The organism is Streptomyces sp. NPDC001407 (assembly GCF_042895325.1).
Lineage (GTDB): Bacteria > Actinomycetota > Actinomycetes > Streptomycetales > Streptomycetaceae > Streptomyces.
In genome coordinates, this window is sequence record NZ_JBIAWF010000022.1 from 48151 (window position 1) to 60906 (window position 12756).

Annotated in this window: 11 protein-coding genes; 4 read left to right on the top strand and 7 right to left on the bottom strand. The window is 73.0% G+C overall.

What is annotated here, in order from left to right:
- Positions 1-36 precede the first annotated feature (36 nt).
- Entirely contained in the window at positions 37-1212 is a 1176-nt protein-coding gene (locus ACFY1P_RS26495; RefSeq protein WP_361527642.1) for an acetyl-CoA acetyltransferase, read from the bottom strand.
- An 87-nt stretch (positions 1213-1299) separates the two neighbouring features.
- Between ACFY1P_RS26495 and ACFY1P_RS26500 the strand changes: the two genes are divergently transcribed.
- Positions 1300-2517, top strand: coding sequence for an acyl-CoA dehydrogenase family protein (locus tag ACFY1P_RS26500; RefSeq protein WP_390752047.1), 1218 nt, complete (start codon positions 1300-1302; stop codon positions 2515-2517).
- Positions 2514-2993: a nitroreductase family deazaflavin-dependent oxidoreductase gene (locus ACFY1P_RS26505; protein ID WP_390752048.1), complete on the top strand. Its 480-nt coding sequence runs from the start codon at positions 2514-2516 to the stop codon at positions 2991-2993. The genes ACFY1P_RS26500 and ACFY1P_RS26505 overlap by 4 nt, the downstream gene beginning before the upstream one ends.
- 123 nt (positions 2994-3116) lie before the next feature.
- On the opposite strand, the gene ACFY1P_RS26510 is transcribed toward ACFY1P_RS26505, so the two are convergent.
- Entirely contained in the window at positions 3117-3764 is a 648-nt protein-coding gene (locus tag ACFY1P_RS26510) for a TetR family transcriptional regulator (protein ID WP_361527648.1), read from the bottom strand.
- A 490-nt stretch (positions 3765-4254) separates the two neighbouring features.
- Here ACFY1P_RS26510 and ACFY1P_RS26515 point away from each other — a divergent pair, with 490 nt between their 5' ends.
- Positions 4255-6768 carry a PQQ-binding-like beta-propeller repeat protein gene (locus ACFY1P_RS26515; protein WP_390752049.1) on the top strand — a complete coding sequence of 838 codons (2514 nt, stop codon included), beginning with the start codon at positions 4255-4257 and terminating at the stop codon, positions 6766-6768.
- An 83-nt stretch (positions 6769-6851) separates the two neighbouring features.
- On the opposite strand, the gene ACFY1P_RS26520 is transcribed toward ACFY1P_RS26515, so the two are convergent.
- From ACFY1P_RS26520 to ACFY1P_RS26530, 3 genes are read right to left on the bottom strand one after another with little or no spacing between them, the layout of a single operon-like run.
- Positions 6852-7634 (bottom strand): enoyl-CoA hydratase/isomerase family protein, encoded by a 783-nt coding sequence (locus ACFY1P_RS26520; RefSeq protein WP_390752050.1) that lies wholly within the window; start codon positions 7632-7634, stop codon positions 6852-6854.
- On the bottom strand, positions 7631-8095 hold the full coding sequence (locus ACFY1P_RS26525) for a Zn-ribbon domain-containing OB-fold protein (RefSeq protein WP_390752051.1): 465 nt from the start codon (positions 8093-8095) through the stop codon (positions 7631-7633). Before ACFY1P_RS26525 ends, ACFY1P_RS26520 begins: the two co-directional genes overlap by 4 nt.
- A gap of 6 nt (positions 8096-8101) precedes the next feature.
- On the bottom strand, positions 8102-9253 hold the full coding sequence (locus ACFY1P_RS26530; RefSeq protein ID WP_361531137.1) for a lipid-transfer protein: 1152 nt from the start codon (positions 9251-9253) through the stop codon (positions 8102-8104).
- A 93-nt stretch (positions 9254-9346) separates the two neighbouring features.
- Here ACFY1P_RS26530 and ACFY1P_RS26535 point away from each other — a divergent pair, with 93 nt between their 5' ends.
- Positions 9347-10981: a FadD3 family acyl-CoA ligase gene (locus ACFY1P_RS26535; protein ID WP_390752052.1), complete on the top strand. Its 1635-nt coding sequence runs from the start codon at positions 9347-9349 to the stop codon at positions 10979-10981.
- 257 nt (positions 10982-11238) lie between these two features.
- On the opposite strand, the gene ACFY1P_RS26540 is transcribed toward ACFY1P_RS26535, so the two are convergent.
- Both ACFY1P_RS26540 and ACFY1P_RS26545 read right to left on the bottom strand, forming a co-directional pair.
- A complete protein-coding gene (locus ACFY1P_RS26540) occupies positions 11239-11550 on the bottom strand; it encodes a hypothetical protein (RefSeq protein WP_361531128.1) in 312 nt (103 codons plus the stop codon).
- Positions 11551-12267: 717 nt separating this feature from the next.
- Complete coding sequence (locus ACFY1P_RS26545; protein ID WP_361531125.1) at positions 12268-12474, bottom strand: hypothetical protein; 207 nt, start codon at positions 12472-12474, stop codon at positions 12268-12270.
- Positions 12475-12756: the final 282 nt, after the last annotated feature.

The following is a 12756-nucleotide window of genomic DNA, read 5'->3' on the forward strand; positions in this document are numbered from 1 at the left end:
CCATTGCGCGGTGGGCGAGTGGGAAGCGGGGGCAGGTCAGTCGCGCGCCAGGATCAGCGTGCCCGAGGAGCAGAACCAGCCGCCCGTCCCCGAGACGACGGCCAGCTGTGGCAGGGCGCCGTCGCGTCGCCGCACCTGGCGGCCCTCCTCGGCCTCGCCCCTGAGCTGGCGTACCGCCTCGACGAGGAGGAAGAGGCCCCGCATGCCGGGGTGACAGGCGGACAGCCCGCCGCCGTCGGTGTTGACCGGCAGCCCGCCACCGGTCGTCAGTCGGCCTCCCGCCACGAACGCGCCGCCTTCGCCTTTTGCGCAGAAGCCCAGATCCTCCAGCGTCACCAGCGTCATGTAGGTGAACGCGTCGTACAGCTCGGCCAGATCCACCTCCTCAGGTGTGACGCCCGCGCGCTGGAAGGCGAGCCGCCCGGAGGCGGCGGCCGGGGACACCGTGAAGTCGTCCCACTCCGACAACGTGGAGTGAGAGAGCGCGGTTCCGGCTCCCAACACCCACACGGGTGACTTCGCCGTACCGGTCACGTACTCCTCCGCCGCGAGGAGCACGGCGCAGCCGCCGTCGGACCGTATGCAGCACTGGAGTTTGGTGAAGGGGTCGGCGATCACCGGTCCGCCGAGCACGTCGTCGGCCGTGATCGGATCGCGGTACATGGCATGGGGGTTGAAAAACGCGTTGGCACGGGTTTGAACCGCGACGTCGGCAAACTGTTCAAGAGTGGTCCCGTACTGATGCATGTGGCGGCGTGCGGCCATCGCGTACTTGGCGATGAGCGTGTGCCCGTACGGCGCTTCGAACTGGGCCGGTCCCCGGCTGCCGAAGGAGAGGGCGGCGGTGCGGCGGCCCGCCTTGAGGTCGGCCCGGGCGGTGGAGCCGTAGACGAGCAGGACCGCGTTCGCGTGGCCCAGGGCGATGGCGTCGGCCGCGTGCGCGGCCATGACCTCCCAGGTCGCGCCCCCGACGCCGGTGGAGTCGGCCCACAGCGGCCGCAGTCCCAGATAGTCCGCGATCTCCGTGGGGGCGAGCGTGCCCAGCCCGGCGGAGGCGAGCCCGTCGACGACGTCCCGGCCGAGGCCGGAGTCGGCGAGGGCGCGGCGGGCGGCCTGGGCGTGCAGGGCGTACGCGGTGGCGTGGTCGACACGGCCGCAGTCCGAGAGGGAGACACCGACGACGGCTACCTTGCGCGGGCGGTCCGGGCTCATGAATCTGACGGTACATCAGATCTGCTCTGGGAAAGTGCGGTCGCGCTGCCTACCATGACGGCCCTTCGGCTTCGGGAGGAGTCCGCCATGGATGCCGAGTTGAGCGACGAGCAGAACGAGATCCGGCGCACCCTGCGCGAGCTGCTGCTCAAACGCTGCGGTCCGGAAGAGGTCAGAGCGGCGGTCCGTACGGCGGCCGGTTACGACGAGGCCCTGTGGGCACTCCTCGCGGAGCGGCTGGGGCTGCCCGGCCTGGCGGTGGAAGCGCGCTACGGCGGAGTGGGCTGCGGTCCCACGGAAGCGGCCCTGGCCTGTGAGGAGACAGGCCGGGTGCTGCTGCCGTCCCCTCTGCTGGCAACCGCCGCTCTGGTGGCACCGCTGATCGCGGCGCTCGGCACGGAGGCACAGCGCGCGCGGCTGTTGCCGTCACTGGCCTCCGGTGAGCTGACGGGGGCGCTGGTGCTGCCGGGCGGTCACCTGACGGCCGCGCTCGGGCTGACAGGGGCGTGCGACGGGCAGTGGGCCGGAGGCGGCCGCGCGGGCGGCATCCAGGCGCGGCCGGATTCCGGCGGCGAGGGCTGGCGGCTGTACGGCGAGGCGGCACAGGTGCTCGACGGGCACAGTGCCGGCCTGCTGCTCGTCGCGGCCCGTGCGGGTGGCTACGCGCGCGGCAGGACGCTCCTGTTCGCGTTACGGCCCCGACCGGCGCGAGGCGTCACGCGCACCCGGTTGACGACCTTGGACGAGACACGGTCGCAGGCCCGCATCGAACTGCGCGATGCCGCGGCCGAACTCCTGGGGCCCGCCGGGGAGGACGCCGATGTGCCGGGCGCGCTCGCCCGGCTGAGCGGCGGTGTCGCGGCGGCCGTGGCGGCGGAAGCGGTGGGCGCGGCGGGCAGGGTGCTGGAGCGGACGGTCGAGTACGTGTGCTCCCGCGAACAGTTCGGCAGGCCGATCGGTTCCTTCCAGGCGGTCAAGCACCGGCTGGCCGACATCCACGTGGTGGTGCAGGCGGCGCGTTCGGCCGCGTACTACGCCGCCTGGGCCGCCGGGTCGCAGCCGTCGGAGGCTGCCGGAGGGCTCGCGCTCGCGCAGGCGCTGGAGGCGCAACGGATGGCCGCGGCGGCGGCCGTCCAGCTGCACGGCGGCGTCGGGGTCACGTGGGAGCACGACGTGCAGCTGTACTTCAAACGGGCCGCGTCGGACGAGCTGCTGTTCGGACCCGTGCACCGGCTCCGGGAGCTCGCGGCGGAGAGAGCCGGGCTGTTTGCCGCCGGGGACGAGCGGGAAGCCGTGGCGCTATGACGGCCACCGTGGAACGAGTGGTGCAGAAGGTGTCCTCGACCCGCGCGTTCGCGCGGATCGCGCCGTACGTCGTGCCGGCGCTGGATCGCGTGGTGCACCGGTTGTCGGGCGGGAAGACGATGCTCAGCGCGCGTCTGCTGCCCAGCGTCGTCCTCACGTCCACGGGCGCGCGGACGGGACAGCGGCGGCAGACTCCGCTCGCCTGCATGCGGGAAGGCGATCCGGCGAGCGCCTGGGTGCTGATCGGCAGCAACTTCGGCAGGCCCGGTCACCCTGCCTGGACGGCGAACCTGCTGGCGCACCCCGATGCGGAGATCAGCTGGAAGGGACGGGACATCCCCGTACGGGCACGGCTGCTGAGCGGCGCGGAGCGGGCGGCCGCGTGGGCGGCGGTGGTGAGGTTCTGGCCTCCGTACGCGCGCTACCAGGCGCGCGTGGAACGGGAGATCCGGCTGTTCCGGCTGGAGCGGCGCTAGGCCGTGCCGCTGTCGTCCCCGCCGGAGGCGAAGAGGTGGGGGATGTCACTGCGGCGGGCCGCTCCGGCCCGAGCCGGGAGCGGCCCGCCGCTGCGATGACAGGACGTGCGAGGCGCGGACGCGCTACTTGGCCGGCTTCTTGCCGGTGATGCCCAGGTGTACGAGCAGCGCGAGGTTCGGCTTGAGCTCGGCCTGCTTCACGCCCCAGCTCTGGAAGCCCTTCTGGTGCGAGGCCACCGCGGCGAGCATCGCCACGAGCGAACCGGCGACGGCGGCGGGGCTGACGTCCTTGTCGACCTTGCCCTTGGACTGGAGCTCCTTGACGGAGTCCGTCAGGGAGTTGGTGACGGCGTTGAGGATCTTCATGCGGATCTTGTAGAACCGCTTGTCGCCCTCGGCTGCCCCGAGATCGACGACGCGCAGGATGGCGTCGTGCTTGCGCCAGAAGCCGAGGAAGCCGTCGACCAGCTCCTCGGCGGCCTGCCAGCCGGACTTGCCGACCCAGGAGCGCCCGGCGACGAGATCGGTCAGGCTCGCGCCCTCCTTCGCCATCTCCTCCGCGATCTCCAGGACGGCGCCTTCGACGTCCGGGAAATACTGGTAGAAGGTGGCGGGCGAGGTGCCGGCCTTGCGCGCGACGTCGATCACCTTCACGTCGCGGTACGGCGAGGAGCTGAGCATTTCACTGAGGCAGTCGAGCAGCTTCTGCCGCGTCGCCTGTCCGCGTCGTCCGGCCACGCGGCCGTCGACGGTGCGTACTTGTCCTGTCATGCCGTCAGCTTACCGAGGGGTGATCGGAGCGCGATCCGGCCGCATGCAAATGGGGGGAGGGGTGCGAGGTGGTACGTAAGGCCAGCTCAGGCGGCATGTGAGGGTCGCCGCGAGCGCCGGGGCGGATTGGCCCGTACCGGTGAATCGTCCTATCGACAGGCTGTGGACAAGGCCGGTCGGGGCGCTCTTCGCACAGTTATCCACAGGCCGCGTGGAAACGGCGGGACCCCGATAACGTTGCGGACGGAACACCTCGCGGAGCGGCGCCCACGCCTCGCGACGGCTACGCGGAGTAACGGGACGGAAGGTGGGGGTGCGGCGTGCGGGGCCGGGCGTTCCGCATGTGGTGGAGACACGGCGAAGCGCGACCCGGGTTCGCAACCGCGCCCGTCGCCAGGAAGAATCAGTATGCGTACCCCGGAGATAATTCGCGGTGAGACGCTGCACGGGGCTGAAACCCTTCAAGCCCCCACGGGGAGGTGGCAGGCCAGTGGTGGAGCAGCTTACGCAGCACGACCCGAGACGGATCGGCCCGTTCGAGGTGCTCGGCCGACTCGGCGCCGGCGGCATGGGGCTGGTCTATCTCGCCCGCTCGGCGTCCGGCCGGCGGGTCGCGATCAAGACGGTGCGCACGGAGCTCGCCGAGGACCAGCTCTTCCGGGTCCGCTTCACCCGTGAGGTGGAGGCTGCCCGCGCGGTCAGCGGCTTCTACACCGCCGCCGTCGTCGACGCCGACCCGCGCGCCGCCGTGCCCTGGCTGGCCACCGCCTATGTGCCCGCGCCCTCGCTCGAGGAGATCATCAACGAGTGCGGTCCGCTCCCGGCCCAGGCCGTCCGGTGGCTGGCCGCCGGTGTCGCGGAGGCGCTGCAGTCCATCCACGGCGCCGGCCTGGTGCACCGCGACCTCAAGCCGTCGAACGTCCTGGTCGTCGAGGACGGCCCCCGGGTCATCGACTTCGGCATCGCCTCCGGCGTCTCCAACACCCGGCTGACGATGACCAACGTCGCCGTCGGCACGCCCGCCTACATGTCACCCGAGCAGGCACGGGACTCCCGCAGCGTGACGGGGGCCAGCGACATCTTCTCGCTCGGCTCGACGCTCGTCTTCGCCGCGACCGGTCACGCGCCCTTCCACGGCGCGAACCCGGTGGAGACCGTCTTCATGCTGCTGCGCGAGGGCCCGGACCTGGCCGGGCTGCCCGACGAGCTCCGTCCGCTCATCGACTCCTGCATGCAGATGGCCGCGGAGCACCGCCCCACCCCGGCCGACCTCCAGGCACAGCTCGCCCCGCACCTCTTCGCCTCCGGCGGGGACGACGACAGCGGCACGGCCTCGGCCTGGCTGCCGGACAACGCCGTCACCCTCATCGAGCAGCGCCGCGCCGGGACCCGGCCCGCGCCCGCCGCCGCGGCCGCGCGGAGCGGCCGCAACCGCTCCGGGGTGCCGCCCCGACCCACGCAGCCCCCGACGCCGTCCCGCGCGCCCGCTGCCTCCTACGCGCCACCCGGCGCGCGCAGCGGGCCCGCCTGGGGCGGCGGGCACCTGGGCGGCGAGACCGGCCGTTCCGGGATGGCCGGTGCCCCCGATCCGCGGGGCGGGCCGGGCGGTTCCGCCGAGGCCCCCGTCGTGGCCGCCGCACACGGCAGGCACGCGGGTGCGCCCGCCGTGCCCGACGGTTCCGTACGGCTGGCCGGTTCACAGGTCCCCATCGGGCCCGGCCCGCGCGTCGCCGATGTCCGCGAGCCACAGGTCCACCCCGGCGCGGGGCCCGCGACGGGCTGGGTGCGCCCGCCCGCCGGGACGACGGGCGCGGCACCCGTGCCCGCGCAGCCCCCCGCCCCCTCCGCCGACGCCGGCAACACGCCGGGTGACCAGGGCCGTTGGCGGCCCTGGCGGTTCCGCATGTCCAACGACGTGTGGGGCACGCCGACCGTCGCCGGAGACCTGCTCTACGTGACGTCGTTCGAGGTCCACGCGCTCGATGTGGCCAGCGGGCGGCGGCAGTTCAAGACGCGGGACGTGGCCTGGGCCATGGCCGTCGCGGACGGCCGCATCCACGCCTCCGACGGGCCCACGCTCTACGCGCTCGACGCGGCCGACGGCGCCGAGCGCTGGCGGCTGGCCACGGACGGCTGGGTGTATTCGCTCAGGGCCGACCGCGGCACGATCGTCACCGGCACGCGCGGCGGCGGTGTCCAGGCGTGGGAGGCGGCCAACGGCGAGTTGCTGTGGGAGATGAGCGGCCTCCAGACCGACTTCGAGACCCCGGACTGCGGCCCCTTCGCGCAGGACGGCACGGTGTACGTCTGGGCCGACGGGCGGCTGCGCGCCCTGGAGGCGCGTACGGGCACGGAGCGCTGGTCGTATCCCGTGGGTGACACCGCCTCCTGCGGCGGTGTGCCGGTGCGGCTGCTGGCCGCGCCGGACGGCGTGGTGTACGTCGCGGCCGGTACGCGTGTCCTCGCGATCGACGTGGCGCGCGGCGACGTGCGCTGGCGGTTCGAGGCACCGGCGGTCTTCCTGAGCCCGCCCGCCTTCGCACCGGGCCCGGCGGTCACGGGCGGCGGCGTCTACATCGCGGACTATCTCGGCACGGTCTACGCCCTGGACGCGGCGACCGGCCGCGACCGCTGGCGCATCGCCACGGAGCCCCGGCAGACCACGGAGCCGGTGCTCGTGGCGTCCGGAGCGGTGCACCTGGGCAGCGGTGGCGCGCTGTACACGCTGGACGCCGTCACGGGCACGCCCAGGTGGCGCTTCGCGGCCGGTGGTGACGTGGTGGGCGCGCCCGTCGTCGCCGAGGGCCGGGTCCACTTCGGCTCCGCGGACCACTGCCTGTACACGGTGGACGCGGCGGGCGGCCAGCTCCGCTGGAAGCTGGCCACCGGCGGTGAGATCACCGGGTCTCCGGTGGCCATGGGCGGTGTGGTCTATGCCTGTAGCAAGGACCGCTGTGTGTACGCGCTGGACGCGGCCAAGGGGACCGGCCTGTCCCGGCGTTGAGGTGACCGCCGCGCGGTCGGCTGCCGACTGACCCCGGGGCCGTCCGGTGGCGGGCGGGTCCGCGCGGGCCAGCCGTCGGCGGTTCACCGCAGGCGGTACGTCCGGTCGCGGGTGGTGAAGAGGTGCTCCTGGCCGTCCGGCGGCAGGTTGCCCAGGGAGATCAGGTGGGGGGCCAGGGCGAGGGCGCGGTCGCGGGCCGCTTCCTTGGCCGCCCACAGGGCCCGTACGGTTCCCTGGACCGCCTCGGTGGGGCAGGAGGCGATGACGCGTGCGGCGCGCAGGGCCGCGGGCACGGCCTGGCCGGGGGCGGTCAGCTCGGAGACGAGCCCGATCTCGTACGCGCGCCGCGCGGAGAGGCGTTCGGCGGTGCCCATCAGCGCCATGCGCGCGGCCTCGCCGAACGGCATCCGCTGGGCCATGTGGATCGACTCGTACGCGCTGACCATGCCGTAGGTGGTGTGCGGGTCGAAGAAGGTCGCGTTCAGGTCGGCGACGACGAACTCCGACTCGCCCAGGAGATAGAAGGCCCCTCCGCAGGCCAGCCCGCCGACCGCGGCGATCACCGGCTTCCACAGGTCGGCGGCCTTGGGGCCGACGGCGAGGAGCGGGTCGTCGACGGAGTAGGGCGAGCCGGGCTGGGGCACGCTCACGGACCGGTCGATGCCGGAGCAGAACGCCCGGTCACCGGCGCCGGTGAGCACGATGGCCCGTACGCCGTCGTCGCGGCGGAAGCGGTGCCACACGGCGGCCAGGGCGGCGGCCGTGGCCAGGTCGATCGCGTTGTGCCGGGCGGGCCGGTCGAGGGTGACGAGCGCGACGCCGTCCTCTCCCACCTCCGTACGCACCGGTGCGCTGTCGGCCGTCATGAGCGCTCCAGCAGCCAACACGGCACCGTCACACTGTCGGTGAGCTCCGTGAAGACGACGCGGACGGGCGCGCCGATGCGCAGCCGGGCCGGGTCGACGGAGTCGGGCGGCGCGTCGGGGGCGGCGACGACATTGCCGACGAGGCGGATGAGCGGGGCGTCGGCGAGCTCCACGACCACGACGTTGTACGGGGCGTGCGCGGCGTAGGCGGGCAGGAGGGGCGGGTGGGGCAGTACGTACGACCAGATGCGGCCGCGGCCGCTCATCCTGCGCCACTCGGTGGCGAAGGACTGGCAGTGCGGGCAGCACGGCCGGGGCGGGAAGCGCAGCCGCCGGCAGTCGGCGCACGCCTGTATCCGCAGTTCACCGCGGGTGGCGAACTCCCAGAAGGGGGCGCCGTCCTCGTCCGGGGCGGGCGCGAGGAGCCCGTTGTCAGTGGTGCCCCTCATGATGGAGGACATGAAGACTCAACTCCTCAGCAGCAGCGCCGAAGTGGGGACTCCCTCGCCCGCCGTGACCAGACAGGTCGAGGCGCCGGGCACCTGCGCGGTGGAGCTGCCGCGGAGTTGCCGGACTCCTTCGTTGATGAGGTTGAAGCCATGGACGTAGGCCTCGCTGAGCCCTCCGCCCGCCGTGTTGAGCGGGAGGCGCCCGTCGGTCTCCAGGGCGCCGCCCTCGGTGAAGGCCGCTCCTTCGCCGCGCCCGCAGAAGCCGTAGCCTTCGAGGGAGAGCAGGACGAGCGGGGTGAACGCGTCGTAGATCTGGGCGACTTCGACGTCGTGCGGGCCGAAGTCGGCCGCCTTCCAGAGGTGCCGGGCGGCGGTCCAGGCGGGGCCCGACAGCGGGTCCGCGTTCCAGTAGTTGACCATGCCGTGGTGCTGGGCGGGGAGGCCCTGGGCGACGGAGTGGATCAGCACGGGCTTCCGGCGGCAGTCGCGGGCCCGCTCGGCGGAGGTGACCACGCAGGCGAGGGCGCCGTCGGTCTCCAGGCAGTTGTCGAAGAGGCAGAGGGGCTCGCTGATCCAGCGCGAGGTCATGTACGTCTCCCGGGTCAGCGGGCGCTCGTGCATGATCGCGGCGGGGTTCTGGTTGGCGCGGTTGCGGCACGCGAGCGCCACGTTGAAGAAGTGGTCGCGCGTCGCGCCGTACTCGTGCATGTAGCGGCGGGCGAGCACGGCGATCTCGTCGACGGGGCGCAGCAGGCCGTAGGGACGGGTCCACTGCGCGGGCGTGGGCAGCTGGACGGCGGTGTTCCGCCAGGGGCGGGGACCGGAGCCGCGCTTGCGGGAGCGCCAGGCCACGCCGACGGTCGCCTGCCCGGTGGTGATCGCGGCGGCCAGGTGGGCGACGGTCGCGCAGGAGCCGCCACCGCCGTAGCCCACCTTGGAGAAGAAGGTCACGTCGCCCGCGCCGATCGCCTTGGCGACCTCGACCTCGTCGGTCTCCTCCATGGTGTAGGAGGCGAAGGCGTCGACCTGGGAGGGAGGGATGCCCGCGTCGTCGAGCGCGGCCAGGATCGCCTGGCAGGCCAAAGTCTTCTCGGATGAGGGGAGTTGACGTGCGAAGGGAGTCTGTCCTATGCCGACGATCGCAGTGGAGTCCTTGAGTGCCGCCGCCATCGTCACCTCCACGCTGTGGCTGCTGTCGCTGCTGACAGCGCGGAAGGCTATCGCTAATCTGACGTTTAGTCAGCTAGTGGGTGAGGGGGCGCGATGCGCGGGGACCTGGAATTCATGTCCGTACCCCGGCTGGTCCGCACGGCCGCAGCGCGGTACGCCGACCGCGAGGCCGTGGTCTGCGGCCGGACCCGGATCAGCTACGGGCGGCTCGGGGACCGCGTCGAGCGCGCCGCCGCCGGCTGCCTCGCGGCGGGGGTCCAGGCCGGCGACCGGGTGGCCGTCTGGGCCCCGAATACCCTCGACTGGATCGTCGCCGCACTGGGTGCCGTCTCGGCGGGCGCGGTCCTCGTCCCTCTCAACACCCGGCTGAAGGGCGCCGAAGCGGTGCAGGTGCTGAAGCGCACGCGGGCCGAGTTGCTCTTCGTGACCGGCACCTTCCTCGGTACGTCCTATGTCGCCGCGCTGCGCCGTGCGGCGGGCGCTGGGGCGCGGAAGCGGGGGGACGGGCCGCCGCTGGCGGAGCTGCCCTGTCTGCGGCAGGTCGTGGTCCTGGGCGGGGAGGCGCCCGCGGAGTTCCGTAGGTGGAAGGAGTTCCTGGCCGCGGGGGACGAGGTGCCGGCCTGGGCCGTGCGGGCGCGGGCCAACGCCGTGGCCCCGGACGCGCCGTCCGACATCGTCTTCACCTCCGGCACCACGGGCGAGCCGAAGGGAGTCGTCGCCACCCAGGCCCAGAGCCTGCGCGCCTTCGGCGCCTGGGCGGATCTCGCCGGGCTCAGGGCGGGGGACCGCTGCCTGATCGTCAACCCCTTCTCGCACACCTTCGGCTACAAGGCGGGCGTGCTCGCCTGCCTGATGCGGGGCGCGACGATGGTGCCGCAGCCGGTCTTCGCCGCGGACGAGGTGGCGGCGCGGATCGCCACGGAACGCATATCGGTGCTGCCGGGGCCGCCCACGCTCTTCCGGTCGCTGCTCGACCACCCGGCCCGGGAGCTGTACGACCTCTCGTCGCTGCGGGTCGTGGTGACGGGCGCGGCGACGGTGGACCGCGGGCTGGTCGCCCGGCTGCGGGACGAGCTGGGGCGGGTGACGGTGCTGACCGCCTACGGGCTGAGCGAGGCGACCGGGCTGGTCACGATGTGCCGGCGCGGCGACCCGGACGAGGTGGTGGCCCGCACGTCGGGCCGCGCCGTCCCGGACACCGAGGTCAAGGTGGTCGGGCCGGACGGCGGGACGCTGTCGGCCGGTGAGCGCGGGGAGGTCCTGGTGCGCGGTTATCAGGTGATGCCGGGCTATTTCGAGGACCCCGAGGCGACGGCGCTGGTGGTCGACGCGGACGGCTGGCTGCGCACCGGGGACGTCGGCGTGCTGGACAGGGCGGGCAACCTCCGCATCACGGACCGGCTCAAGGACATGTACGTGGTCGGTGGCTTCAACGTCTATCCGGCCGAGGTGGAGCGGGTGCTGACCCGGCATCCCGGGGTGATCGAGGCGGCGGTCGTCGGAGTGCCGGATCCGGAGGGCAGGCTGGGGGAGGTGGGCAGGGCGTTCGTCGTCCGGCGGGGCGCGGCCGGTTCGCCCACGGAGGAGGAGCTGATCCGCTGGGTACGTGGGGAGTTGGCGAACTACAAGGTGCCCAGGGGAGTGGAGTTTCTGAGGGCGCTGCCGCGCAACGCGATGGGCAAGGTGCGCAAGGGGGAGCTGCGGCGGCTGGTGGGCGACGAGGGGTGAGTTCGGCTATCCCGGCCCTCGGCTGACGCTCTGGGGACACGTCTCGCGGATGCGCTGGATGCGCTGGACGCGCTGGATGCGCTGGACGCCCCGGGTGACCTGGATGCACCGGGCGAGCCGGACGCACCGGATGCGTTGGGTGGGCCGGGCGTGCGAGCGGACGTGCCGCATGCGCTGGGCGGGCCGCACGTGCCGGACGGGCTCGGTCCGGTCGCGCGTCGTGCGGGAGCGCGGTGGTCGAGCCCGTCCGGGTGGCGTCAGCCGAGGTCGCCGGAGGTCGTGTGGTCGTCCACGCCGCCCGTTGTGTGGTCGTCCGCGCCGAGGGTGGAGTGGTCGTCCACGCCGCCTGTCGTGTGGTCGTCCGCGCCGAGGGTGGAGTGGTCGTCCGTGCTGCCCGTCGTGTGGTCGTCGTGCGGGCTCGCCTGACCGGCGAACGGCATCTGGAGGTGGGCGCCGGCGAGCGTCGAATGGTCGTCGGCGGCAGCCGGGACCGCGGCGGCGAGGGCGGCCGTCACCGCCAAGGCGGCTATGACGGCGGATTTCTTCATGCGCGTGGTCGAGCTCTTCATTTTCGACTCCTCTGGATCGGGGGTGGCAATGCGGTGGTGACGCGCTCGGCGCCTGCGGTCCTGACGAATTCCGACGTCGCTTGAACATGACCGCAGGGGCCGGCGTCGACGGCTCCCCCTCCGTGCTGCCGACGCCGGCCCCTGACAGTCCCCCGTTGGTCTGTCCCCCCTCGGGACGTTCCTTTTCAGTTGTCGTACGCGGAACTTCCCCCGTCGAGCAGCCCGTTGAGCTTCCCCGTGGCACCCCCCGGCGGAGGGTGCCCGTCGCTCCCCGGGCTCGGTCGTCGCTCTGTTCCTGCGCGAACGGCCCCCCGTGAACGTTTCCCCCGTGGGACCGTCCCCCGTTTCGGCCGGTCCCCTCGAACGTTCCCGTTTCCGTTCGCGCTTCCCCCGTCGCGCTTTTCCCCTGTCGGGTTTCCCCGTGTCTTCCCCCGTCGGTTTCCCCCGTGTCCCCCCCCCGTGCGTCCCCCGTGTGTGGTCGGCCCCCTCCGTTCTTCCCCCCGTGCGGCGTTCCCCCGTGATCAGGGCCGGGCCCTTGGCCGTTCGCCGTCCGTCCCCCTGGACGGTTCCCCCGTCGAACGTCCCCCGTAGGGCCTTTCCCTGCTGACCGGGCCGCGGGCCCCCGTGTTCCCCCGTGTCGCTCCGCGGTCCTGTCGGTCCTGCTGCCCTCCCGGGCTCGTCCGTGTTGCCACCAGGACGAGCCCGGTCGGATCAGGTCTAGGTGAGCGGACTGTCCGTCGCGTGGTCGTCCAGCTTGATCACCGGCTCACCCACAGTGGCGTGGTCGTCCGGCGGCGGCGCGAATTCCGGAGCGAACTCCGGGGCGAACTCCTTGGCCGCGGCGAGGGTGCCGCCGCCTCCGCCCGTCACGTGATCGTCCTGCGGTGTGGCCACGACTGGCTTGAGCTTCCGCTCATCGCTCATGTCGATCAACTCCGTTGGTCAGTGCGAGTCTCTTGGTGTGAAGGGGAGGTGATCCTCGGGGATTGCAGAACCCGCCCGGCGACTCCCCCGAGGATCGCCGGACGGGCATGAGGGCTGATCAGGTTGATCACCCCTAGGTGAGGTTTCACCTACGACCCGCCTGCCCCCCGACGCGACGGATCGACATGAGTAAGACTGCCGTGCGCCGATAAACGATCGATGAACGGGCACGTGAGCGCGTTGTGCGGGGCGCTTCGCGGGGGCGGGGTGGGGGTGGCGGTT

Coding starts and splice junctions, on each gene's coding strand:
- ACFY1P_RS26495 (WP_361527642.1), bottom strand. CDS start 1,212: ATGAGCCCGGACCGCCCGCGCAAGGTAGCCGTCGTCGGTGTCTCCCTC.
- ACFY1P_RS26530 (WP_361531137.1), bottom strand. CDS start 9,253: ATGGCGGCGGCACTCAAGGACTCCACTGCGATCGTCGGCATAGGACAG.
- ACFY1P_RS26525 (WP_390752051.1), bottom strand. CDS start 8,095: ATGTCCTCCATCATGAGGGGCACCACTGACAACGGGCTCCTCGCGCCC.
- ACFY1P_RS26505 (WP_390752048.1), top strand. CDS start 2,514: ATGACGGCCACCGTGGAACGAGTGGTGCAGAAGGTGTCCTCGACCCGC.
- ACFY1P_RS26500 (WP_390752047.1), top strand. CDS start 1,300: ATGGATGCCGAGTTGAGCGACGAGCAGAACGAGATCCGGCGCACCCTG.
- ACFY1P_RS26540 (WP_361531128.1), bottom strand. CDS start 11,550: ATGAAGAGCTCGACCACGCGCATGAAGAAATCCGCCGTCATAGCCGCC.
- ACFY1P_RS26545 (WP_361531125.1), bottom strand. CDS start 12,474: ATGAGCGATGAGCGGAAGCTCAAGCCAGTCGTGGCCACACCGCAGGAC.
- ACFY1P_RS26510 (WP_361527648.1), bottom strand. CDS start 3,764: ATGACAGGACAAGTACGCACCGTCGACGGCCGCGTGGCCGGACGACGC.
- ACFY1P_RS26520 (WP_390752050.1), bottom strand. CDS start 7,634: ATGACGGCCGACAGCGCACCGGTGCGTACGGAGGTGGGAGAGGACGGC.
- ACFY1P_RS26535 (WP_390752052.1), top strand. CDS start 9,347: ATGCGCGGGGACCTGGAATTCATGTCCGTACCCCGGCTGGTCCGCACG.